This is a genomic window from Pseudoalteromonas sp. CH_XMU1449-3 (assembly GCF_037027245.1).
In the GTDB taxonomy this organism is placed as follows: Bacteria; Pseudomonadota; Gammaproteobacteria; order Enterobacterales; family Alteromonadaceae; genus Pseudoalteromonas; species Pseudoalteromonas shioyasakiensis.
The window spans coordinates 1-24119 of the sequence record NZ_JAYMDY010000031.1 but is presented as its reverse complement, the minus strand read 5'-3'; the positions used below and the strand labels follow the sequence as shown (position 1 = coordinate 24119).

General features: G+C 40.2%; 29 protein-coding genes and 1 pseudogene. 9 read left to right on the top strand and 21 right to left on the bottom strand.

The window, feature by feature from the left end; translation table 11 throughout:
• From WA256_RS20250 to WA256_RS20205, 10 genes and pseudogenes are all read right to left on the bottom strand, one after another.
• Nucleotides 1–203 (bottom strand): annotated as a pseudogene (locus tag WA256_RS20250) (hypothetical protein); the annotation flags it as partial.
• Between the two features lie 99 nt (nucleotides 204–302).
• Nucleotides 303–773, bottom strand: a complete 471-nt coding sequence (locus WA256_RS20245; RefSeq protein WP_062565558.1) for a hypothetical protein — start codon at nucleotides 771–773, stop codon at nucleotides 303–305.
• A 129-nt stretch (nucleotides 774–902) separates the two neighbouring features.
• Nucleotides 903–1235, bottom strand: coding sequence for a hypothetical protein (locus WA256_RS20240; protein ID WP_335993158.1), 333 nt, complete (start codon nucleotides 1233–1235; stop codon nucleotides 903–905).
• Nucleotides 1236–1375: 140 nt separating this feature from the next.
• Nucleotides 1376–1948 (bottom strand): hypothetical protein, encoded by a 573-nt coding sequence (locus WA256_RS20235; RefSeq protein WP_335993157.1) that lies wholly within the window; start codon nucleotides 1946–1948, stop codon nucleotides 1376–1378.
• Between the two features lie 56 nt (nucleotides 1949–2004).
• Complete coding sequence (locus WA256_RS20230) at nucleotides 2005–2337, bottom strand: hypothetical protein (protein ID WP_335993156.1); 333 nt, start codon at nucleotides 2335–2337, stop codon at nucleotides 2005–2007.
• A 116-nt stretch (nucleotides 2338–2453) separates the two neighbouring features.
• Entirely contained in the window at nucleotides 2454–2855 is a 402-nt protein-coding gene (locus WA256_RS20225; RefSeq protein WP_335993154.1) for a hypothetical protein, read from the bottom strand.
• A 97-nt stretch (nucleotides 2856–2952) separates the two neighbouring features.
• On the bottom strand, nucleotides 2953–3684 hold the full coding sequence (locus WA256_RS20220) for a DUF1963 domain-containing protein (protein ID WP_335993152.1): 732 nt from the start codon (nucleotides 3682–3684) through the stop codon (nucleotides 2953–2955).
• A 112-nt stretch (nucleotides 3685–3796) separates the two neighbouring features.
• Nucleotides 3797–4171, bottom strand: coding sequence for a hypothetical protein (locus WA256_RS20215; RefSeq protein ID WP_274169561.1), 375 nt, complete (start codon nucleotides 4169–4171; stop codon nucleotides 3797–3799).
• A gap of 29 nt (nucleotides 4172–4200) precedes the next feature.
• Complete coding sequence (locus tag WA256_RS20210) at nucleotides 4201–4368, bottom strand: hypothetical protein (RefSeq protein WP_165385119.1); 168 nt, start codon at nucleotides 4366–4368, stop codon at nucleotides 4201–4203.
• 64 nt (nucleotides 4369–4432) lie between these two features.
• Entirely contained in the window at nucleotides 4433–4891 is a 459-nt protein-coding gene (locus tag WA256_RS20205; RefSeq protein ID WP_063528721.1) for a hypothetical protein, read from the bottom strand.
• Nucleotides 4892–5218: 327 nt separating this feature from the next.
• On the opposite strand from WA256_RS20205, the gene rlmF reads away from it, so the two are divergent.
• On the top strand, nucleotides 5219–6124 hold the full coding sequence (rlmF, locus tag WA256_RS20200) for a 23S rRNA (adenine(1618)-N(6))-methyltransferase RlmF (protein ID WP_062565565.1): 906 nt from the start codon (nucleotides 5219–5221) through the stop codon (nucleotides 6122–6124).
• Nucleotides 6125–6134: 10 nt separating this feature from the next.
• The gene (gene ltaE / locus WA256_RS20195) at nucleotides 6135–7142 is read left to right on the top strand and encodes a low-specificity L-threonine aldolase (protein WP_217876959.1); all 1008 of its coding nucleotides are present in this window, start codon (nucleotides 6135–6137) and stop codon (nucleotides 7140–7142) included.
• On the opposite strand, the gene WA256_RS20190 is transcribed toward ltaE, so the two are convergent.
• The 9 genes from WA256_RS20190 to WA256_RS20150 form a co-directional block, all read right to left on the bottom strand.
• Entirely contained in the window at nucleotides 7125–7709 is a 585-nt protein-coding gene (locus WA256_RS20190; protein WP_062565567.1) for a thymidine kinase, read from the bottom strand. The two genes, ltaE and WA256_RS20190, sit on opposite strands and share 18 nt — an antisense overlap.
• Before the next feature lie 108 nt (nucleotides 7710–7817).
• Nucleotides 7818–8285 carry a methylated-DNA--[protein]-cysteine S-methyltransferase gene (locus tag WA256_RS20185; protein WP_062565928.1) on the bottom strand — a complete coding sequence of 156 codons (468 nt, stop codon included), beginning with the start codon at nucleotides 8283–8285 and terminating at the stop codon, nucleotides 7818–7820.
• A gap of 2 nt (nucleotides 8286–8287) precedes the next feature.
• Nucleotides 8288–9637, bottom strand: a complete 1350-nt coding sequence (locus WA256_RS20180) for a DNA-3-methyladenine glycosylase 2 family protein (RefSeq protein ID WP_335993143.1) — start codon at nucleotides 9635–9637, stop codon at nucleotides 8288–8290.
• Nucleotides 9638–9724: 87 nt separating this feature from the next.
• On the bottom strand, nucleotides 9725–10336 hold the full coding sequence (locus WA256_RS20175; RefSeq protein ID WP_335993141.1) for a superoxide dismutase: 612 nt from the start codon (nucleotides 10334–10336) through the stop codon (nucleotides 9725–9727).
• Between the two features lie 15 nt (nucleotides 10337–10351).
• Nucleotides 10352–10858 carry a hypothetical protein gene (locus WA256_RS20170; RefSeq protein ID WP_335993139.1) on the bottom strand — a complete coding sequence of 169 codons (507 nt, stop codon included), beginning with the start codon at nucleotides 10856–10858 and terminating at the stop codon, nucleotides 10352–10354.
• 122 nt (nucleotides 10859–10980) lie between these two features.
• Nucleotides 10981–11466, bottom strand: coding sequence for a GNAT family N-acetyltransferase (locus WA256_RS20165; protein ID WP_054552102.1), 486 nt, complete (start codon nucleotides 11464–11466; stop codon nucleotides 10981–10983).
• 127 nt (nucleotides 11467–11593) lie between these two features.
• On the bottom strand, nucleotides 11594–14704 hold the full coding sequence (locus tag WA256_RS20160; RefSeq protein WP_335993136.1) for an efflux RND transporter permease subunit: 3111 nt from the start codon (nucleotides 14702–14704) through the stop codon (nucleotides 11594–11596).
• A gap of 9 nt (nucleotides 14705–14713) precedes the next feature.
• Entirely contained in the window at nucleotides 14714–15841 is a 1128-nt protein-coding gene (locus WA256_RS20155; protein ID WP_335993133.1) for an efflux RND transporter periplasmic adaptor subunit, read from the bottom strand.
• 58 nt (nucleotides 15842–15899) lie between these two features.
• Nucleotides 15900–16277 carry a hypothetical protein gene (locus tag WA256_RS20150; RefSeq protein WP_335993132.1) on the bottom strand — a complete coding sequence of 126 codons (378 nt, stop codon included), beginning with the start codon at nucleotides 16275–16277 and terminating at the stop codon, nucleotides 15900–15902.
• A gap of 169 nt (nucleotides 16278–16446) precedes the next feature.
• Here WA256_RS20150 and WA256_RS20145 point away from each other — a divergent pair, with 169 nt between their 5' ends.
• The 6 genes from WA256_RS20145 (at nucleotide 16447) to bfr (WA256_RS20120) (ending at nucleotide 22293) form a co-directional block, all read left to right on the top strand.
• Nucleotides 16447–17307 (top strand): cation diffusion facilitator family transporter, encoded by an 861-nt coding sequence (locus tag WA256_RS20145; protein WP_335993130.1) that lies wholly within the window; start codon nucleotides 16447–16449, stop codon nucleotides 17305–17307.
• Nucleotides 17308–17371: 64 nt separating this feature from the next.
• Nucleotides 17372–18442 (top strand): PepSY-associated TM helix domain-containing protein, encoded by a 1071-nt coding sequence (locus WA256_RS20140; protein WP_335993161.1) that lies wholly within the window; start codon nucleotides 17372–17374, stop codon nucleotides 18440–18442.
• A 28-nt stretch (nucleotides 18443–18470) separates the two neighbouring features.
• Nucleotides 18471–18806: a DUF3703 domain-containing protein gene (locus WA256_RS20135; protein WP_335993128.1), complete on the top strand. Its 336-nt coding sequence runs from the start codon at nucleotides 18471–18473 to the stop codon at nucleotides 18804–18806.
• 191 nt (nucleotides 18807–18997) lie between these two features.
• Nucleotides 18998–21133, top strand: a complete 2136-nt coding sequence (locus WA256_RS20130) for a TonB-dependent receptor (RefSeq protein ID WP_335993126.1) — start codon at nucleotides 18998–19000, stop codon at nucleotides 21131–21133.
• A 210-nt stretch (nucleotides 21134–21343) separates the two neighbouring features.
• Nucleotides 21344–21817 (top strand): bacterioferritin, encoded by a 474-nt coding sequence (gene bfr, locus WA256_RS20125; RefSeq protein ID WP_063530309.1) that lies wholly within the window; start codon nucleotides 21344–21346, stop codon nucleotides 21815–21817.
• An 11-nt stretch (nucleotides 21818–21828) separates the two neighbouring features.
• Nucleotides 21829–22293 (top strand): bacterioferritin, encoded by a 465-nt coding sequence (bfr, locus tag WA256_RS20120; protein ID WP_054552095.1) that lies wholly within the window; start codon nucleotides 21829–21831, stop codon nucleotides 22291–22293.
• 57 nt (nucleotides 22294–22350) lie between these two features.
• Here bfr (WA256_RS20120) and WA256_RS20115 read toward each other — a convergent pair whose 3' ends face one another.
• Both WA256_RS20115 and WA256_RS20110 read right to left on the bottom strand, forming a co-directional pair.
• The gene (locus WA256_RS20115) at nucleotides 22351–22824 is read right to left on the bottom strand and encodes a mechanosensitive ion channel family protein (RefSeq protein ID WP_187491126.1); all 474 of its coding nucleotides are present in this window, start codon (nucleotides 22822–22824) and stop codon (nucleotides 22351–22353) included.
• 58 nt (nucleotides 22825–22882) lie between these two features.
• Nucleotides 22883–23338, bottom strand: a complete 456-nt coding sequence (locus tag WA256_RS20110) for a hypothetical protein (protein WP_335993122.1) — start codon at nucleotides 23336–23338, stop codon at nucleotides 22883–22885.
• Between the two features lie 184 nt (nucleotides 23339–23522).
• Here WA256_RS20110 and WA256_RS20105 point away from each other — a divergent pair, with 184 nt between their 5' ends.
• Entirely contained in the window at nucleotides 23523–23954 is a 432-nt protein-coding gene (locus WA256_RS20105; protein WP_130167567.1) for a hypothetical protein, read from the top strand.
• The last annotated feature ends 165 nt before the right edge of the window (nucleotides 23955–24119 follow it).

Below are 24119 nucleotides of genomic sequence, written 5' to 3'. Positions count from 1 at the left end.
TTATAATTATCATCTACAAATGCAAAGCGAATTCCGTAATCATACTCCTGCACCCAATCGATATACCCATCACGACTAACCAGCTCTTCTTTATAAGGGAAGCCACCGTTTTTTTGAGTTAGTTGAACATAGCTAATAGATATACCAAGAGCAACACAAACAGCAGCTAATATAAGATTTCTATAATATGTAAACTTGGACATGCCTGATTGCCTAACGCTATATTAACGGTTAAAAAATTGTGGGCTAAAATTGAGCGAAGCGAATAGCCCGCAAGTTATTTATCCCTGTTTAATTGCTTGTTAGCTCTCGTTTACTAACTTTGCCTCAACTAAAAATTCATAAAGCCCAGTAGCGATAAAGCGGCCATAACTATCCTGAGTGTAACTTTCACCATCATAAACCCGATCTACAACAACAAAATACATTTCACATCTTTTGGTAAGTGGAACCATCAAATTCAAACCTATGGTGTCGTTCTTTGTTTTAATTCTAATATATAGTTTGGTGTTTTTGGGTGGTCTATTAGCGGTTGATGCTTGCTCCGCACTAGTAATAGCATTAATTAATAGTTCTTTTGATTGGGTAGAATTTAATGCTGAATTTGTCACATTAATATACTCAGAATTTATCGCTTCAATTGAGACAATATCTTCAAGAGTAAGACTACTAAATTTAGCTAGTTTATTTGATCCTTCTGAATTATCCCAAAAATAACAAATCCAGCCATACACAATATAAGTGACAATTATAACAGCTAAAACTTTCCTCAATAGTCAATCCTTACTTTAAAAGCTAACGCCCGTATAATGGGCGGATTAAGCTTGGCTAAAATTTGAGAGGAACGAGCGCCAGCCAAGCGTTAGGCGTTCATTATTAATGCGTTTGTTATGTGCTCTCAGCTAACCAGTTACAATTCTATGTTTTTGTTTGATTGGTTCAGTTGATGACCAACCCATTTCTTCAGCAACCAGCTTGGCAAGTGACCTAATTTCTTCCCAATTAGGATCGTCAAATAAAGCACTACTTTCAAGATACATGGCTGAGAATTGCGCACCTGAATGCTGATTAATAAAAACATCTAACGCCTCAATAGATGCTACTTGTTTAGGTGTTAAATCACTAACTTTCAAGTCGTCTAAGCATTCACTAAACTCAAGCACCAATTCATCACCAACAGCCGCGAAACTTGGATAAAGTGCCTCTTGAACTTTTGCTGATGCGGCAAGTGCCATAATCGAATTTTTCAGGTTGTCTATATTTCTACAGGAATACATAACGCCCGGCTCAACAAGCAAATTTTTGTTGGCTACTTTTTTGCCACACCAAAAAGGTGACAGCGGAAATTTGTCTGGTTCAGCCGCTTGTTAAGCCTTTATTGCAACAATGAACGTAATAATGGCGCACGATAATCATTGTCCTTTTCATTGAACTCCAGCCTTTTCTCAGAAAGATCAATGTTTATGAAAATCTCTGAATACAGTTCTTCCTCTCCGTCAGGATTGAAGAAGAACTTCATTTTGCAGGGTGAGACCTCAAGCTGTTCAGGATTGCATGCAAGCCCAACCACTTGGGCGTATACCTCATTTGAAACCGATGCACCACTTACGGTAGCTCCGTAGAGACTAGCTAGTGATCTTATAAAGGCAACTGACTCCGCCCCGGTGTTCTTGAAGAATGCCTCTCCCCAATAAAAGGGATCATCAATACCTTCTACTGCTTGCGGGTTCCACGATGGCAACAGCTCGATTGCAAACCCAACTATATTGCCTTTCAGGTTGCCTTTAACGACAACTTCATATGAACCAGATTCGAGCTTCTTGGAGTTTGAAATTGTAAAGGTCAGATCGACAAAACCATCTTCCTCACCAACAACTACTTCAGGATAGTCTTTGGCGGAAGAAAAAATACTCCAAATCATTATTAGTATTCCTAAAACGTACTTCATATATGCGCCTAGAGCCTTAACGCCAAGCTCTTTATGTTCGCCATTTAAGCTCTTTGTTATGTGCGTTTGTATGCATTTTCATGTGAGATGCCAAGATTTACTAATAAATCTTCAAAATAGCCAACATCTTCTAACTCGCGATTATCTTCATAAGCCAAGCACAAAATAATTCTCATCTTTGCTACTTCTGGGTCAGATATGTTGTAACCATCGTTACTATCAACCCAAGACCACAAATCATCTTTTAACTGCTCAAGGTTAATATATTTATGTTCAACCCAATAACCTTTTAGTTGTGAAAATGCACTTTTTGCGAAAGGAATTTCCGGCACACCAAGCTTCTCTAACCAAGAAATCATATGGGCTGCATACTTATAATTTTCGTTCAAGCTAGGAAACTCCCCTGATCTCATAACGCCGTAATAATCGGCACAAAATAGCAGGCTAAAATTAGCGACGAAGGAGCGCAAGCCTGCTGTTTTGCGTCCTTTGGTTTAGGCACTTGTTATGCGTCTTTTTGCCATGGCAGTTGAAGATACAACAACGCAGTAGAAACAAAAATAATTGCAGTAAAAAATTTGGCTAACCTTATATTTATTTCGGAGTAGCCAATACTTACAGCTATAAAATAAAGTACCAGAATTGAAAGTGAAATAGCGAAAGCAAAAATAAGTGAACCAATAAATTTGTTTATGCTTGATAACTTTAATTTTGTATAAGTGAAAACACCAATCAATAATGTAGGTACAAAAGCTAATAGCACTAAAGGTGCTGTTGGCTCTTTAATTTCGCCTTCTTGGAGTTCATCTATTGTTATTTTTATGATTAATCCAACTAACACAATTCCAACGAATTTGAGTGTAATTTTTAGATTTGACCAAAACTTAGATTTGAATTCAGAGGTCAATTAGAAACTCCATTTTCTCGAGGTGCATAACGCCCATATTTTCGGCTGATTTGGAGCGCAGCGGAAAAGCAGTCCGACAATATGCGCTTGTTAACCATTAGTGGCACTGTAACTCGAGTTGAAATTGGTTTTTATGCACTGGACAACGAAAGAAATAAACCAGGCCAACGTCTCCCCACATGATATTAGCTTCATCTTCGGAATCAACCTGGGCGTAAAATATCATTTCTGAATTGCATTCAGGGCAAGCAGGCCCGGCTTCACTTTGAACAAAACGAGGATAACCACCTAAAAGCGTCGCATAATCATTTAAGCACCCAGCTCTCTCTACAGCCTCTTCATACTCTTCCCATGGAGAATCATCATTGATCTTGCAACATAGCTCACTTACCTCCTCGGAGGCAGAAGCAATACCTTCCCAATCAGGGAGAACTTCAACTATAGAGGTTATTACCATACAAGGCGTTGGTGCAAACTCGTCATTCGAAATCCGATCTATTTCTACAATTTTACTCCTTGAAGGCTCATTGTATAGCTTTACTATCCATTGTCCCTTTTCTTCATCACCGAAGCCACACGGAAAACACTCATTGCAATAATAGAAAACGAAGAGCTGCTGTTCTATTTCATTATGTATTTGGTTAATAAAAGTCAGCTCTTTCTTACAAGTTGGGCACGAGGGCCAAGTATCTCCTACCTCCGCGTAAGGCGGCCCACCAAACTTGGAGTGGCAGGAAGCAACCAAAGCTGCGTCATCACTTTGAGGCTCTAGTTTTAGTGCCTTTGTAACCAAAGATTTTAAAAGACCATCCAATTTTTCTTTACTCATTTCACTCCCTTCTATTGGCTAACGCCGCAATATGGGGCGTATTATGCTTTGCTAAAATCAGCAACAATGGACCACCAGCCAAGCTTTAGACGTCCCACTTATAATTGCCTTGTTAGGTGAACTTTTCGACTATTTCAATAGCTCGTTGTTTTGTAAAAACACCATTAATTTCTGGATCTGTTAATTCAGCTACGTAGTCAAAAACTCCTTCCTCTTCAAAATCAACTAAATCACATAGTTGAAGAGCATCAGCGATAAAGCATAAGTGATTTTTATTTAGTTTATCTTGAATGAACAATTCACATAGTTTCTTTATATCAGCAAAAGATATAACAATCTCTTCATCTTCAATGATATCGAGAGTAATAGAAGAACCTTTGATATCCAATTTATTTTCATAATCTGAAAATTCAGTTATAAACTCTCCTAGAAACACTTCTGGAGATATGTACTCATTTAATAATTTGGATAGCGATGACAGCTTCACCTTTGCTCACCTAACAGTGTATTTGTCCATTAGTCTTTACACTCAAAACCTTTAGAGTCGACTTTAGCGATGTTGTCTTTATTGCCACACTCTTTAATTGCCATCTCTGTGTGATTGTGCTCATTGTATTGTTTAGCAATTGCGCCAAGGCTTAGCACAATTACTACAGCTATCACTATTTTTTTAATTTTAGACATAAACATTCCTTTGAAAATAAACTATTTAAATACAACCAGTTGCGCTTGCTATTTTTGATAAAACTTAATCAATAAGCGCCATCGAATTTAAATTGAAGTTATAAATAGAGAATGACTCACCTTCTTCTTTTAACGTGACGGTTATTTGTGCGTCTCCATTAGTGTATGAAGCTGGAATTAAATAAGTAACATAAGTACCAGAACCACCTCCAGTAACAGCTTTAGAGCTAACATTTATAAATTCAAATTCACCTAGTTCTTTTAATTCGCCCAACTTTGAAAATGCACGCATGATTTTAGAAATATCTTCATCTGTGGCATTTTCAATTGATGATGGGGTCATATAGTTTTTTAGAGTTTGAGCATCCCAATTAGAAATATCTACAATTGCTGAATTTAGGTAAGGAATAGCAGTTTCTTTGTAAGCAGACGATTTATTCGCAGTCCAAATTGCTAAAAGTACAAATAAGCTAATTAACACTAAAAATGTTATACCAATTCCTTTAAGTATCTTTTTAACCATGATTTTTATTATTTTTCCTTGATTGAATCACTTACGAATTTATCAGCTTTAAATGTCTTATGGTAGTACCCAATGTGACCCAATTTGTGTCAAAATTTTATAAACACAAACCTTAGTTGCTTGTATCATGGCCAATATGCCCGTTCTTTCGCTCTTAACCTCAACTAGCCCATACTCTGAGTAAATCCACTCAATCAGTTCTCAACTTATTTTTACTCACCATGTATTAATGCTACTAAGCAAAAATATCCACCGCAAACTAACTCAGAGCAAAGATTTATTTGGTACAATCAGCCTTTGATATGGCTAACAGATAGGTTTTCCTTAATGCATCCGCGAAATCGCCACTTAAATGGCTACGACTTTACTTTGCTATGCAAAGATACTCCTGCCCTAACACCTTATATAACGCAAACGCCAGCGGGCACTGATACCATTGATTTCACCAATGCATTAGCGGTTAAAACCCTCAACCAAGCGTTATTAAAAAGCCATTATAAAATCGATTTTTGGGATTTGCCCGACAACTACCTTTGCCCACCGGTTCCTGGCAGAGTGGATTACATTCATCACTTGGCCGATTTATTAGCAAGCGATAACCAAGGTCATATTCCGACGGGTAAGCAAGTAAAAGTGCTTGATGTAGGCACAGGTGCAAATGTGATTTACCCGCTTACTGGTAATCACGAATATGGCTGGCACTTCACAGGCTCCGATATTGATGCCTTGTCTGTTAAAATTGCCAAACAAATCGTGCAATTCAACCGCCTGAAAATTAATGTTAAGCAGCAAAACAACGCCAATAAAATGTTTACGGGCGTGATATCGAATAAAGATGTTTTTCACCTAACTTTATGTAACCCACCGTTTCATGCCAGCGAGCAACAGGCCAAAGCAGGTACTGAGCGTAAATGGAAAAACCTTAACAAAGCGCCACAAAAAGCGCTTAATTTTGGTGGCCGCCAAAACGAGCTTTGGTGTGAAGGCGGTGAGCGCGAATTTATCAGTAAAATGTGCGTTGAGAGCCAAGAGTTTGCAGAGCAATGTATTTGGTTTACATCGCTTGTTTCTAAGTCTGACACTTTACCGCATGTAAAAAAGCTACTTAGCACACTTGATGTGAAAGAAGTAAAAGTTATAAAAATGGCACAAGGCCAAAAAATTAGTCGCTTTATTGCTTGGAGCTATTTTGACCAAGCTGACCGCGAAGCCATTCTTAACGAACTAGTATAAGGATAATAAGATGATCGACTTTCGTTCAGACACAGTTACAAAACCAACAGCAGCTATGCGCGCGGTCATGAATGACGCCCCAGTAGGCGACGACGTTTATGGTGACGACCCTAGCGTTAATCAACTTGAACAATTTGCTGTTGAGCGCCATGGCTTCGAAAGCGCCCTTTATTGCAGCTCTGGCACGCAAGCAAACTTACTAGCATTAATGGCGCATTGTGAACGTGGCGACGAATACATTTGTGGTCAACAAGCACATAACTACAAATTTGAGGGTGGCGGTGCTGCTGTATTGGGTTCTATTCAACCACAACCAATTGAAAATAATGCCGATGGCAGCATAGATTTAAACAAAGTTGTGGCTGCAATTAAAGCTGATGACTTTCACTTTGCTAAAACCAAACTACTTAGCTTAGAAAACACCATTGGCGGCAAAGTTCTCCCGCTAAGTTATCTAAAAGAAGCCAGAGAGTGTGTTGATAAACATAACCTTGCTCTGCACTTAGACGGTGCCCGCGTGTATAACGCGGCGGTTAAGTTAGGTGTTGATATCACTGAAATCACTCAGTATTTTGATTCAGTATCTATTTGCTTATCAAAAGGACTCGGCGCGCCGGTTGGCTCACTATTATTAGGTAGCAAAGCACTGATTGATAAAGCGCGCCGCTGGCGTAAAGTACTTGGTGGTGGTATGCGCCAAGCGGGTATGCTGGCAGCTGCTGGCCAGTATGCACTTGAGCATCACGTAGCAAGGCTTGCTGAAGATCACGATAACGCGGCGTATTTAGCTGAACAGTTAAACACCTTAGCTGGTTTTGATACGTCAACTTTTCAAATCGATACCAACATTGTTTACGCAAATGTTGCCGAACATATCGATTTAAAAGCAGTGGCACATGCGTTAAAAGAGCAAAACATGCTGTTTTCACCGGGTAAACCACTGCGATTAGTGACCCATTTAGGCGTCACTAAGCAAGATATTGATAGCTTTATCTCGGCATTAGCGGCCGAGATTTAACGCTTCTTTATAATGTTTGCGGCAAACCGATACATATCGGTCGTTGCCGCCAATTTCTACCTGATTACCGTCTGCGATCGCATTGCCATGCTCATCGGTACGCAATACATGATTAGCTTTACGACCACAATGACACACAGTTTTTAACTCAATTAGTTTGTCAGCCCAGGCAAGTAGGTATTGTGAGCCACTAAATAACTCGCCTCTAAAATCGTTACGTAAGCCATAACACAGCACCGGAATACCAAGCTCATCAACCACATCTGTTAATTGCATTACTTGGTCTTTTGATAAAAACTGACACTCGTCAACTAAAATACAATGGCGCTTTTGCTCTGCATTTAATGATTTGATCAATTCAAATACATCTTTATCTGCATCAAAAATATGCGCATCAGCCTGTAAACCAATACGTGAAGACACCTTGCCAACACCTGCTCTATCATCAATAGCCGCTGTTAAAATAACCGGTTCCATACCACGTTCGCGGTAGTTAAATGCAGATTGTAAAAGTGTGGTAGATTTGCCTGCATTCATTGCAGAATAATAAAAGTACAGCTGTGCCATGATGTCGCCCAAATTTTAAAGTCGCAATATGCTACCCTAATCGCGCGACAACATCATCTATTACCTTACTCTTATTACCTCAATCGTTGTCCCAGTAAAATTGCTGTTTTATAACAAGCCTTCGTGTTTCAGTAACCACTCTTTTCTTTCAAGGCCTCCTGCATAGCCTGTGAGTTTACCGTTTGCGCCAATAATTCGATGGCACGGCACAATAATGCTAATCGGGTTTTTACCATTTGCAGCGCCCACTGCACGCACCGCTTTTGGGTTATTAATCGCAAGTGCAATATCTTGGTAGCTTTTGCTTTGACCAAACTCAACATCTATAAGCGCACGCCACACTTGCCTTTGAAAGTGGGTACCTTGGGTATCAAGGGGTACTGTAAAACGTGTACGCTCACCGTTAAAATATTCATTAAGCTCACTTATACAAATTAAAATAGGTGTAAGAGTGTGCTCATCAACAACCTCTGTTTGCATCGCAACCACCGGGTAAAAGCCAACGTAACTGACGCCTTTTGATGTACTTTGAATGGTAATATCGCCAATGGGACTTGGCATAATAACTTGTTGCATACTCATAATTGTTGCCATAGTTGAAAAGTTAAATAAGAGCGAAATGGCGCGCAGTGCTCGCTATTAAATTCGCTGATTCCAGCGAGGGCTTTTTTAACCCCTAAGTCGCCTGCCAGTAAAATATCGGGGTGGCTTTGACCGCGTAGCTTGGCGTAATTAACTGTCCACGGGCCAATACCTTTGAGCTCAAGCCAATTATCAAGCTCTTGATTATCTGGGTTTTGTTGACAATAAGCACTTAAACGCCTTAGCGCATCTTTGCGTGATTGTGGCATTTTAAAAAAATCGAGTTCAGAATTGGCAACCCATTCAGGGCTTGGAAAATAGTGGTTATTACTTTGCTGATTAAACTCACTTACAAGCTGTGTAACGAGATTGTGAGCCGCTGTAACACTCACTTGCTGACCAAGTACCGCACGTATGCCCGCTTCATAGTCTGACCAAATTCCCGGTAAACGCAGCCCAACACAAAGCGGCATTGCGCCTTTTAGCTCTGCATTTAAATGCTGTTCAATAGTGTGCGTGTCGGCATCTAAATCAAGCACACGGCGAATGTTATGGATCACTTGCTGTAAATAGCGGGTGTTATCAATATCAATTGCTACTTTAAAATGGTTTTTATGCTCAACAAAATGCGCTGTGAATTGCCCTTGGCAATATTTATCTTTAAAAGTGCGACCATAGCTTGTTGCGCTCAACCATTCTAGGCCGCTAATTAAACGGCGCTGCAAAAAATCATGGAGTGCTTGCCAGTTATAAGGCGGCCTAAATGCCAGTGTTAGAGTTAATGTTGAGGCTGGTTTTTTATCTGACTTGCGTAACTTTGAAGGGGCAATATTTAGCTGCTTTAAAAAAGCATCATTAAAACGACGAATACTATTAAAACCAGAAGCAAATGCGATATCTGCCACTGATAAATCTGTTTCTTGTAATAGCTGCTTGGCAAAATTGCATTGGTTAAATAATCGATATTGGGTGATCGACAGTCCAAAATGTTGGTTAAACAAACGGCGTAAATAGCGGCTCGACACGCCGAGTCTGTCGGCTAAAACCTCACAGTCGTAAGCCTCGCCTTTATCAATCAGTTGTTTGGCACGTAATGCGGTGGTTTTAGTACCTAGCCAAGCGGGGCTATTCGGTGCACTATCTGGGCGGCAGCGAATGCAGGGGCGAAAACCATCTTGCGCAGCTAAGTGCGCGTATTGGTAGTATTCAACGTTCTTTTCTTGTGCTGTTGGTGCGGGGCAAATGGGTCTGCAATAAATGCCAGTGCTTTTTACCGCCACAAAAAACACCCCATCAAAGCGTGGGTCGCGGCTTTGCCTTGCAGTTTGCCATTGTTGGCTAGTCATAATTCTTCTCGTTACACGCTAATACCGTTAGCTTAACTGAATATTATTTTTTGACTAGCCAGTTTCGGACCTTAACTATTTAAACAGCTATTTAATTGCGGCTAAATATCGGCGCTCAACTTCCGGCCAATTGATCACTTCGTAAAATGCCGCAATATATTCAGGGCGACGATTTTGATACTTCAAGTAATACGCATGCTCCCACACATCAAGCCCTAAAATAGGGGTATGATTATGCATTAATGGGCTATCTTGATTAAGGCTACTTTCAACAATCAATTGGTTATTTTCATCAACACATAACCACGCCCAACCACTGCCAAAGCGGCTTACCGCGGCATTAGTAAATTGCTCTTTAAATGCGTCATAGCTGCCAAATGTATCAACAATGGCGGTGTTTAACTCCGCACTTGGCGTACCGCCCCCATTAGGTGACATAACTTGCCAAAATAATGAGTGATTATGATGGCCACCCACATGCTCTTGCACTGCTTTTTGTAAAGACTCAGGCATTGATGAAATAGTGCGTAGTAATGTTTCAGCATCTTGCTCTGAATAATGGCTGCCCTCTAGTGCAGCATTCGCTTTATTGATATAGGTTTGATGATGCAAGGTGTGATGTATTTCCATGGTTTTCGCATCGATGTGCGGTTCAAGTGCTTCATAGTCATAAGCTAAATCGGGTAATGTAAAAGGCATACTGATTCCTTATCGTTAATGTAATAACTGCGTTTTATGGGGATGGTCAGCTAATAGCTGGTTGATTCGGTTAATAAGTACCGGAAATGCCGATGCCATGCTCGCAAACTTAACCAGCTCATAATAGGTTTTATGATGATGGTGCAGCACCAAGGTGCGAACTTGCTGCTCTGGGTGATTTAATAGCACGCTTAATCGTTGATGAGCATGACAAAGCCAGGTGCAAGCTTTATCGGGTTTTTGCATGACTTTAAAGGTGTCGACAAGATTCAAAGTGGCAACAACAAATGCTGCAATACAATGCTCTAACGAGCGAGTTACCGAATGGTTGATTGGAATATTAGAAAATTGCGCCAGTAGTGTTTCGGCGCAGCTACTCGCAACCGTGTAATGATCACGCGCAGTAATAAGCTCGCCAGATTCAAATGCTAAGTTGCCTTGATAAATAGCACTTTGCCAAGGGGCAAGCGCATCATCAATGGCGTGTGAAGTTAACGGTGTGTGGCGTGTTGTTTGAGTCATAAAAATCACCTGCACTTATACCAATCATTCTATGTGTATTTAAACTACACACAGAAAAGATCAAATGCAAATGATTTTTATTTATATTGTTATTTGCTGTTTTTTATTTATAACAACATTACTTATTGATGCGCAAAGTCGATAAGCTCTTGGCCTGTTAGGCGGTAAATAATCCATTCGTTTTGCGGTTTAGCACCAATGCTGTCGTAAAAATCAATGGCTGGTTTATTCCAATCAAGTACCACCCACTCAAAACGACCACAGTCTTTTTCGAGTGCTTGCTTAGCTAGGTATTGCATAATTTGCTTACCAGCGCCTTTACCACGGCTGTCTGCGCTGACGTAAAGATCTTCTAAATACAAACCATTTTTACCAAGCCAGGTTGAGTAATTATAAAAATACACAGCAAAACCAATTGGTGTGTCACCCTCTAAACAAATAACACTATGCGCCGTTGCGCCTTCACTGAATAACGTTTTTAAAATAGCTTGCTCGTCTGTTTTAACTGCGTCGGGTTCTTTTTCGTAAATAGCAAGTTCGGTAATAAAATGTAGGATTGTTGCAGCATCACTTGCGACTGCCGGACGAATTGTAATTGCGTTACTCACTCTGTATTCCTTTTTTACATCATTATTGTAACGCCCAGTTTATAAGGGCTTTAGCATGGTGTAAACGCCCTTTACAGAAATACACGGCATTTAAAAAGGGGCTACTAAAAGTTAGCCCCATTATGCTTTATTTACTCATCGACTTATAAAGTACCGGAAGTACAAATAAAGTTAAGAAGGTTGCACTGACCAAGCCGCCAACAATAACCGTAGCAAGTGGCTTTTGTATTTCGGCCCCTATTCCTGTGCTAAGGAGCATTGGAATTAGCCCAAGCATTGAAGTAAGCGCGGTCATGAGTACGGGTCTTAGCCTTGAAACAGCGCCTTCAAATACTGCTTTATCTTTGCTATCTCCTGCACTAATCCTTTGATTAATGCTTTCGACCATCACCACACCATTCAATACAGCAACACCAAACAGTGTGATAAATCCTACTGAACTGGGTACAGATAAGTATTGTCCTGACACATACAATGCAATCACCCCACCAATTACAGCCAAGGGAACATTGACAAGAATAAGCACCACTTGCGATAGGTTACTAAAAGCAAAATAAAGCAATAACGCAATCAGTAATAAGGCCACTGGCACTACTATCATTAGCCGCTTTTGTGCCCGTTGTTGGTTTTCGAACTGACCGCCAATCGCCACACTGTAACCACTAGGTAACTGCATTTTATCGGCAATGGTAGCGCGTATATCAGCAACTACAGATCCCATATCTCGCCCCTGCACATTCGCTTGAATAACCACCCGCCTTTGAACATCATCGCGACGAACTTGCGGAGCGCCAGACTCAATTTGTACATCAGCTACATCCCCCACCCTTACAATGGCACCCGTGGGGGTTTGCAGTCGAAGATCAGCAATCACATTTGGGTTTTGGCGAAAGCTTTTTGCTATACGCACATAAATATCATAGCGCTCATTGGCATTAATGATTTGCCCTGCGGATTGCCCGCCAATACCGTGCTGAACTACATCCATTAAATCAGCCACCGATAAGCCAAAACGCGACAATGCCAAACGGTTAGGTTTAACTATCAGCTGCGCTTCGCCGCCTATTTGCTCCATAGCGACATCTTTAGCGCCAGGTATTTGCTGAACTAGCTGCTCAATTTGTTGGCCTTTTTCAGTTAAAACGCCTAGGTCACTACCAAATAATTTTATGGCCAATTGCGCTTTAACACCTGATAAAAGCTCATCTACTCGGGTTGCTATAGGCTGTGAAAAGTTAAACAAAAGCCCTGGGAACTGCTCAAGCTTGGCTTCCATTAGCTGTTGCAATTCGACACGTGAATTCGCGTTAACCCATTGATCATGTGGCTTTAAACCTAAATAGATTTCTATGTTGTTAACCGGTTCAGGATCACCCCCTACTTCTGCCCGACCGATTCGGCTCAGCGCATATTCCACCTCGTTAAATTCAAGCAACATGGCTTCAAGCTTTGGAGCCACTGAGATTGCTGTTTCGAGACTTGCAGATGGGGCAAGTGTCACACGTAGGTTAATAGTGCCTTCTTCAAGTTCTGGCACAAATTCAGTACCCAGCTTTGGTAGCATAACAGCCGCTACAATTAGTAATAACCCTGCAATAGCTAAAACGCTGCGTTTAGCCTGCAATGCTTTTTGTAAAGCCCGTTGATAAAGCATATCGATAGGTTTTAGTAAGATACTTTGCTTTACTGTCACGCCCTTAGCAAATAAATAAACACACAGTGCTGGCACCACAACTAAGGCAACAATTACAGCGCTAATAATCGCAAGCATAATACTCACAGCCATTGGCTGAAATAACTTAGCCTCAACGCCTTCAAAGCTAAACAGTGGTAAAAATACCGTAAGAATAATCAAAGAGGCAAAAAAGATAGGCCGTGCGACTTCTTTAGCAGCAATTGCAACCAGCTCGGCGGGTGCCTTATGTTGATTGTGCTTCATCCCTAAGTGCCTAAATACATTTTCTACCATAACAACCGAGCCATCTACCAGCATGCCGATGGCAACAGCTATACCCCCTAATGACATTAAGTTAGCCGATAAGCCAAGCCATTCCATTACACTCAGTGCTAAACCAATCGAAATAGGGATCGACAATAACACCAAAAATGTTGCTCTTAAATCCAACAAAAATAGCGCTAATACTATGATAATAAATACAAAAGCTAAAAGCAGTGCATCAATAACTGTTTGTACCGCTTGGCTTATAAGCTCTGCTTGGTCGTAAATTGCTTTAAATTCAACCCCATTTGGCAGTGCTTGATTTATCATCTCGACACGCGCGTTAATGCCATCAATCGTTTGCTTGGTATTAGCGCCCATTCTTTTCAGCACGATACCTGTGACCACTTCACCACGATTGACTATTTCCCCTTGATCATTGCGTTTAGATAAGGTGACAGCGCCTTGGCGAATTTCACTGCCAAGCTCAACATTCGCAACATCAGCCACTTTAACGACCGTACCATCAATGGTTTTGATAGGCGTTTGCGCAATTTCAGTAAGCCCTTTTTCGCCTGGGGTAAACCAACCTGTACCACGAATAACCAGCTGCTCTTGGCCTCGGTTCATATACCAGCCACCCACATTGCTATTGTTAGCATCTAGTGCGTCACTAACATCTTGCTGTGTTAAGTCATAGGCTAGTAGCTTGTTGGGGTTTAAGTTTACTTGATACTGCTTGACCTCACCGCCAAATGACAAAATATCGGTAACACCATCAATAGGTAATATAAGTAATTTAACCACCCAATCATTTAAGCTACGTAGTGACATGCTATCTATGTTTGCATCAGGCTTTGCTTCAAGTAAATACTGATAAACTTGTCCAAGCCCTGATGTGTTAGGGCCCATTGTAGGCATACCTACACCGTCTGGGATCAACTCTTTAGCAGACTGCAAACGTTCAAAAACCAGTTGCCTAGCAAAGTAAATATCAACACCTTCTTTAAACACCACAGTGACGCCCGATAACCCTGTTTTAGAAATAGAGCGGACCTGCTCTACATCGGGAAGTGCATACATAACCGCTTCTAACGGGTATGTGATCAGTTGCTCTACTTCTTCAGCCGCAAGCCCTGGTGCTTCGGTATTCACCGCAACTTGCACATTTGTCACATCAGGAAAGGCATCTAAATTAAGTTTTGGGATCATAAATGCACTCACTGCAATCGCTGCAAGTAAGGCCAATACCACCAGTAAACGGTTCTTTATCACCGCCTCAATTAATAAATTAAACATGCGTCACCTCTAGTGGTTATGCGGATCAAATCCGCCTTTAGTTAGCTGTGATGCAATAAAAAAAGCACCTTGGGTGACAACTTCAAGCCCGGCTTTAATACCTAATACTTCACGATAATCACCAAAACTTCTGCCAAGGGTTACTTCTTGGGCAGCAAAGCCGCCATCGTCATCAACAACAAACAATTGCCAGTCACCATCTGCACTGCGTGTTAATGCATTTTCTGGTACGGCAAGTACCTCTTGCTCTGTCTCAAAATGAAAATACACATCCGCAAACACGCCTGGGTGCAAACTATGCTGGGTGTTTTTTACCTCGAGCCTAACGGTTCGTGAACGTGTTTGTTCATTAATGGTATGTGCTTCTTGAATAACCCTTGCTTGATAGCGATTACCGTTAACTTCTAACAGCGCCGTAGAGCCATTACTGATAGTACGGTCTTGATTAGCTGAAAGCTGAGCAGCAACCCAAAGTGCAGATTCATCGGCTATTAGCATTAGCTCAATCCCCGAATCAACTCGCTGACCTTGAGCAAAGTTATCGGTTAAAACAGCTCCCGATGTTTGTGCAAACAAGGTATATTCACCGAGTTTTTCTGGGCTTATTGTGAGTGTTTGTGCAATAGCTTTTTTTGATAAACCAAAGGCAACTAACCGGCTATAAGCCACTTCATACTCAGCTTTGGCAGTTAAGATTTGCTTTTCGCTGACTGTGCCCGGGGTCATTTTAGTAACGCGTTGCCACTCGGCTTCTGCCAATCTAAATTCAGTTTGCTGGCTGGCTACTTCGCCACTAAATAAAGTGACTAAAGAGTCTCCTTTATTTACATGCTGCCCTAATAAGGCATGGCGCTTTACAACGATAGAATCAACACGCGGTGACACCACATAACTGGCATAGCCATTGGCTTTAATTTCGCCCGGTGCATACAAGGTTTGCTTGTGTTTTTTCAGTACAAGGCGCTCAACCTTGATATTAGCGAGTTGCTGTTGCTGCTCAGTTAAACTGACTTCATTAGCATGTTCAGCTTGCTCATTTTCTTGGTGGTTATGCGCTTGTTCTGTCGCATAAATATTTGTCACAGCCATATAGCATACGCACAGCAATGCGTAACGCATAAAATTTCTTAAATACATAGAGTGTCTCTTACTTAAAATGGGCTAAGCCCAAATAAAATCTAAAAAGGGTTTTGGATTAAGTAAGAGCTAAAATAGGTGGGCGATGAAGCGGTGCTAAGTCAGCCGATTTGAAGTTGAAATCAAGTGATTCAATTTTAGTAAAATAGACATCTGTAGGTTCAGACAATTGCAGCGAATCGACAAACGCTGGGCTGTGACAAACGTGACAATGGCCTTTTTCGGCTGAGTCAGACAACTGTTTGCTCAGTTCGGTGTGCTCTAATTGGTGTAGCTGATGATCGCCATTGATAGCGCAATGGGCTTCAAGGTCAATTTCTTCAGATAGCAGTACCGAAGTGTGATTAAACGCAGCATTATGATCGGCCACATCAAAGCTATCCAGCAAGGGCTGGAGCAATAATACGCTAATCAAAATAATAAATGCAGCTTTCACATTGAGCCTAAAAATTAGAACTAAGATTGGTACAACGGCGATAAATTAACAAATCCACCGGCATTTGAACAGTAAATTATAATCTGTACACGAACAAATCATTACAAACATTTCAATACCACGGCACGCATGGTATAAAAATAAAGCAAATCAATAACTCGGTATTTTTATGGGACACGGACACCACCATCATCACGATACAAATAACCAAAGCACCCGCCAACTCATGCTGGCAGTTGCAATCAATGTGTTATTAACTGTCGCTCAGGTGATTGGCGGCCTTGTTTCTGGCAGTTTGTCGTTAATTGCTGATGCACTGCATAATTTAAGTGATGCCTCGTCGTTATTCATTGCCCTAATTGCCCGAAAAATTGGTGCCAAACCTGCCAACGATCGTTATCAATACGGTTATAAACGCGCTGAAATTTTAGCAACCCTATTTAACAGCTTAAGTTTAATTGTGATTGGTGGTTACCTAATTATTGAAGCCATCTCCAACTATTTAAACCCTGAGCCCATTGATGGCTGGATCATCATTTGGGTTGCAGGGTTTGCACTGGTTGTTGACCTAGTCACCGCCCTTTTAACTTACAAAGCAGGCGCAAAAGACAGTATGAATATTCGTGCTGCGTTTATACATAATGTGTCTGATGCATTAGCTTCTGTGGTGGTGATTATAGCAGGTACCTTAATCATTCTTTATCAATGGTATATTGTTGATTTAATTGCCACTATGCTGATTTCTGTGTATGTCATTTACCATGGTGTTTTGTTGTTAATAGCGAGCAGTAAAATTTTGATGCAGGCAGCCCCTGATAATTTTGCTTTAACAGAAGCTATTAATGAGCTTAAAGCCCAATTTGCAATCACTGATGTTGATTACCTCAAAACATGGCAGGTAGATGATCATCACGTTCATTGCGAGCTCAAGTTTAGTGCCAAGCACAACATCAATAACGATGAAATACGTCACTTTTTACATGATAACTTTGCAATTGAAAGCTGCACCATAGAACAAGTTTTAGTGTAAATGTTACGCGTTATCATTTACTATTCAGTTTTGTTTTAACAGTAAACTGAAGGAACAAACCTTGTTGAAGTTGTGGTTACGTCGTACGCATTTATTGCTTGCCTTAGTAAGCGGTTTATTTTTGATTTGTTTAAGTTTGACCAGTGCGTTGCTTATTTACGCAAAAGATATTCAATACCTTACTCAAAGCGATAAATGGACTGTAACACCTGCGGCTTCAGCACTTGATTTTGATGACCTCATAAAACATGTTTCAGCTTCAACCAAACAACCAGTTACCCTGTTAATGCCTGAGCAGCGAAGTGATCTTGCTTGGCAATTACAGTTAGCAAACAACCGCTATGTCAGTGTAAATCCTTACAACGGCCAAGTGTTACATGAGTACGATTACTACAGTACGATTTATGGCTTTACCATGGCTTTGCACCGCTGGCTGCTATATGAAGATGGCGATAAAAACCGCCCGTTAAGAAACTGGGTTTCGGTGTGTGCGCTCATTCTTATTATTGAAATTCTGCTTGGCTTTTATATTTGGGTAAAGCCAAAAAATCGTATCAAGCGCTTGGTTATTAAGCGTAAAGCAAAGTTTAGAGTGCTGATGTATCAGCTACATACCGTTCTAGGTGTGTATTTTTTAATTCCACTCATTTTAATTGCCTACACAGGTATGGCATTTAACTGGAAAACACAAACCAAAGCCGTATTAGAATTTGTGATGCAAGGCACAGTTGAAGATAGACCTAAACCGCCACCCGTTATTCCCCCTTTAGCGGATACGCCTTTTCAAGTTCAAAAAGCGTTTGATAACGCACAAACTGTATTTCCTAAGGGTAAGTTATTTAGAATTTATTTACCGAAAAAGCCAACTGATAACATAGGTTTTAGAATAGAGAACCCGGGTGAAAGCCATGCCTATAGTTGGGTATGGGCAAACCCATATTCAGCAGATATTGTTGCAAGCTATGATGCCAGCCAAAGTTCTTGGACCACGCAAACTTGGAACTTTAAATATAAGTTTCATATTGGTGATTTTGCAGGCCCTATCGTGCAATTACTGTGGTTACTATTTGCTTTGTCACCGTTATTTTTCACAATTTCAGGTGTTTATTTTTGGTACAAAAGGCACTACAAATGAAGAACCATTACTGAAAGTGACATTCGCCATGAATAGTGAGCTCAAAAAAGCCTTTAACACCGAAATGATATTGGCTAAAACGAGTTATAAGAAAGCAGATTACACAACCGCTTTTTATCACTTAGAGCGGGCTCATATTCTGGGTCAAAGCTATATCATTGCGCATACTTACTCTCATTGGTGGATGTGTAAAATTGGTTTTAAAACCCATAATGCCAAGGAAATAATTGGTCAGTTTGCTCGCATGGCAGCTTCAATTGTATTTTCGCGTATTTGGGTCCCACTCGGTAATACCGGCGGCACTAATGTTAGCCCTTTCAAACCAATGCCTATTCCAGACGACTTAAAACGTTTTCTAAACTAGCGCCAGCTAAAAACACAGCTACAGTCCTGCTAATCCTAATAGCTATTTACTTAATAACTAATTTAAATAAGTAGGTACAAAACAACACAACAATTTATTGCAAATAATTATCATTAGCCTTGCCTTTACACTTCTTTACATTTAGACTGCCGCACAATCACATAATAAATACCGATTTAACAAGGATAAACATGTTAAAAACTTCACTGACTCTGGTCGCTATTGCAATTAGCAGCCAGGCATTTGCTGATGATGCCATCAATAAAAAGCTTACCGCAGAAGAAATGGAACACGTTGTTGTATCAGGCAGCCGTGTATTTGAAAGCATTGATGAAGTACCCGCTTCTGTAACGATTATTAGCCAAAAGCAAATTGAAGAGCATTTAAAAGTTAATCCAGAACTACAAAGCTTACTTGCGCAAATGGTACCTGGCCTTGCACCAGATACAGGTAGTTCGAGTAATACAGGCCAGAGTTTACGTGGCCGTGCACCACTTGTGATGATTGATGGTGTGCCGCAATCTACACCGCTCAGAAACGGCTCTTTGGGAGTTAAAACACTCGACCCAAGTGCCATTGCGCGTATCGAAGTGATCAAAGGTGCTACCTCTGTTTATGGTAATGGTGCATCGGGCGGTATTATTAACTACATCACAAAGCAGGCAACAAGTGGTGGTCAGCCAGAAGGTGAGATCAGCCTATCGTCACGTTTTAGTGCAGTAAAACTAGAAGAAAGCGCCGGTGCGCGAGTCTCTGCTGCGGTTAATGGTCGTGCTGATAAAATTAGCTATTTATTTACCGCAAGTTACGAAGAAAACGGTGTTCAACGTGACGCCGAAGGCGATATTCTTGGCCTACAGTATGGTTTATCTGATGCAGTAACAGAAAACTACTTCACCAAGCTTGGTTATGATTTTGACGATGAGAAGCAACTGCAATTTAGCTATAACTACTTTAGCTCTCAACAAAAAACCGATTTAGGTGACGTTGTTGGTAACCTAAACGATGGCGAAAAAACGTATGCTATTCATGTACCTAAAGAGCTACAAAAGCAAGGTAAACCACAAGGCCCAGATGGTAACGAAAACATTACCTTAAAATACACAGACTACGCCCTGTTTACTAATACCCAAATGACGCTCGACCTTTACATGCAAGATATCGAGAATGTGTTTTTCTTTTCTACAAACTTAGCTAACCCAGACGAAGGTTACGAAGGCGGCCAATCAATTATTCGCTCTGAAAAGAAAGGTGCACGCGCTACCTTTAATACCCTTGTTGATTTTGACAATGTTGAAGCTACCTTCATTTATGGCCTAGATGCACTGAATGATGTAACGTCTCAGCCACTTGTAGATGGCCGTGTTTGGGTACCAGAAATGGATATGGAAAGCCTTGCTGGCTTTTTACAAACAAAATGGGTAATCGATAATGATTTAGTCATTAAAGCGGGTGTGCGCCAAGAGAGCATTGATTTAACCGTTGATGATTACAATACCTTAAAGCTTTGCCGTTCAGAAACACAGTGCTCTGTGCCACTTAGCGTAAAAGGCGACACCATTGATTACGATGCAACCACCTATAATGTAGGTGTTAAATACAATTTACTTGAGGCTTTCAGTCCATTTGCCAATTATTCACAAGGGTCTGATATCTCAGATATTGGCCGCCTACTTCGTTCTGCAACGGTGAATGATATTGGTCTAATTCAAACAGAAGCATCAATCATTGATAACTATGAAATTGGTTTTACCTCACAGTTTGATGACTTACGTTTTGAATTTGCAGCTTACCGTAGTACATCAGAGTTTGGCACCACGAATAGCTTTAATGAAGTAACCGGTGTGTATGAGCCGGTACGTGCACCTCAAGAGATTTGGGGTTACGAAACATTAGTTGATTATAAAATTAACCCAACTCTAAAACTGGTTGCAACTTACAGCTATGTTGAAGGTAAAAATACCGAAGACGACATTTACTTAGGTTCGCGCCAAATAAGTCCACCAAAAGGCACTGCTAACTTAAACTGGCAGCCTAATGATGAGTTATCACTTACGGTGAGTTATTTATATGTGGGTTCACGCAAACGCTTTGAACCAAATGCAGACGGCGACTATGTTGGCGACCAAGGGCCAATTAGCAGTTACAACCTATTTAACCTAAGCGGTCGTTATAACTTTAGCGAGAACTGGCAAGCGTTTATGGGCGTAGAAAACCTATTTAACAATGATTACTACCCTGCCCGCGCTCAGTCATACACCTATGGTGGCTATAACATTAAAGGTTTAGGTACCACTGTTACACTTGGTGCAACCTATAGTTTCTAAATTAAATTTTGTTTAGAACAACAAGCCCTTCTTAGTAAGGGCTTTTTTCATTTAAGAATAGAAACGATAAATTGTTCATTTATCAACCATTAACGCAAACTTAAACGAGAATCACACTCAATAGTAAACAACTGATTTACAAAGGAAAAAGTTTGCAATCTTGTTTTTATATACTACAATTACCGCAACTTGGAATTCGAGGACAGCATTATGAAAGGTAACCAAAAAGTCATCGATAGTTTTAACAAACTACTCGCAAACGAATTAGCCGCTATAGATCAATACTTTATTCATTCTCGTATGTACGATGATTGGGGCCTAAATAAGCTGTATGAGCGTCTTAACCACGAGATGGAAGAAGAAAAAGATCACGCTGATTGGTTGATCAAACGTATTCTATTTTTAGAAGGCGTACCAAACATGACTAAACGTCGTGATCTATTAATTGGCTCAGACGTGAAAAGCATGATGCAAAACGATTTAACACTTGAACTAGAAGTGGTTGACTGTGTTAAAGAAGCAATTGCAATCTGTGAAGAAGAAAAAGACTATCAATCACGCGAAGTGCTTGAAAAGCTATTATTTGATACAGAAGAAGATCATGTTTACTGGTTAGAACAACAGCTTGGTCTAATCGACAAAATTGGTAGCCAAAACTACCATCAATCTCAAATGGGCGAATAGAGGCTAATTGTATGAAAGGTGATAAAAGCGTCATTGCTGCACTTAATAAAGTATTAGCGAATGAATTAGTAGGTATTAACCAATACTTTTTACACGCTCGTATGTTTAAAGATTTTGGCTTTTCTAAATTAGACAAAGCTGATTACAAAGTATCTATTCAAAAAATGAAAAACGCCGACCGTTTAATTGAGCGTATTTTGTTTTTAGAAGGTTTACCAAACCTACAAGATTTAGGTCGCCTACGTATTGGTGAAAACTCTGAAGAAATGATCGAAGCGAATATGAGCTTTGAACTTGATTCATTACCTGATCTTAAAGCGGCAATTAAACTTGCTGAAGAGAAAAAAGATTACATCAGCCGTGAAGCGCTAGATAACATCTTAAATGAGCAAGAAGAACAGATTGATTGGCTTGAAACACAGCAGCAGTTAATCAAAACCGCAGGGCTTGAGAATTACCTGCAATCTCAAATGTAATTTGCTAAAACTTAAAAAAGCAGCCTAGGCTGCTTTTTTTATGTCTGAAATTTGTGATTAATCGTCATCGCGATCAATGATTGACACTTTATTACTTAAAATTAAAGAGTTAGGAATTAAATGCACCGCTCCCTCGCCTTTAATTGTGATATAGCGCAAATTAAGGTCAATCACAGTGCCCTTTGAATTACTCACTTCAATGTAATTACCAAGCTTAATGGGTTTATAAAGCACAATCATGACACCTGCTACTAGGTTTGAAATAGCATCCTTCAACGCAAAACCTAGAGCAAAGCCTGTTAGGCCTAAGCCGGCAACTAACGCGGCTACGTCAAAACCCAGTTTCGATAACGCCAGCACAATACCAATGAATAATAAAATAGCGCGCTGCGAGTTAGAAATAAGCCGAAAAGTTTCAAGAGCGGTTGAATCAAAGCGACGTTGAAACTGTTTAATAGCACGGTCAATAATAAGGCTTGCTATGTAAAAAGCAGCAAGTACTAAAAATGCTTGAATAAATTGGCTAGTCATAAGATTTTCAAGTAAAAATAAAGCCCATCATAGGCTTAAAATTGCGCGAGGCATACAATTATTGCTTTTCAAACACACAAGAAACGTTAGGTTTACTTAGTGTATAAGTAATATTGCCATTATCTTTAAAACGCAAATCTTCAGTTGTTGAACCGTTGTCGTCTTCATTATCACAGCGAAAGTAGCGCTTAGTTCTAACAATACCATCTACAAAGTATTTTAACTTCGAACTGACAACGCAAAAGTTAGGTATCTTCTTTACCTGCGTGCCGTTATGTAAATCACTAAAATCGATTAACGTCCCTAAGCTAAAGCCTTGCGTTGGTTCTTTTATCAATGAAAAAGATGCGTTTTGACAAACCACATCACTGCCCTCTTTTGCTTTGTAGTCACCCTGTTTGTCTTTTATCAGTGCCAAAAACTGCGTTTTATTGCTCGGCTTTACATCCAGCAGAGCGCTGGCAATTGATGAGGTTGATAGTAAAAAAGCCACTAAACAAAAGTAATATCTCATTGAAAATCCATAAACTTATAGACACTTTACTAGCATAGCATGCTGATTAAGGTTGGTGAATTTATAACGTATTAGTTAATACGATTAATAAATGCTTTTGGTTCTATTTTATGAACTTTGCATAGGCAACAAATCTGTTTATATGCTATAAATTTTAATGATGATAATTTTTGGAGGGAATCAAATGAAAATAGTCAAACTCATCGCTTTAACCACATTTTTGGCCTTAACCAGTACTCAAAGCCTAGCGGGTGATGACGACTGGAAAACAATTGCAGAGAAAAAGGTCAGCTACAAAAGCGAAACCGATACCGTTAATCCTATCACCAGCAGCCACTACAGCCATATAAAAGTTAAGTGCACCCATGGCACTGTGAATCTTAAGAAAATTAAAGTCGTTATGAACAACGGTGAAGAAAAAGTGTTTGATAACCTGGGTGTTTTAACCAAAGGAATGTCATCACGTAGCTTAAATTTGCCAGACAAAAACGACGCTAAACTCGATAAAATCAAACTTGAATATGAATCAGTAGGCAGCACAGCCCTCAGTATGGCAGGCGTAACCGAAAAAGCCGAAGTTGAAATTCTCGCGAAAAAAGCAAAGAAAGAAGATTAAAGTTGCGAGATGCGAGATGCAAGATGCGAGTTGCGAGTTGCGTATATGGACTCCCCCTGTAAGGCAAGAAAATTCAAAGTGTAATTTGATAATAGCAAGTTCACGTATATTCGGCCTTATTATGGGGAGCTACCCCGAGACCTGAATGGCTTAATCCACTGTATT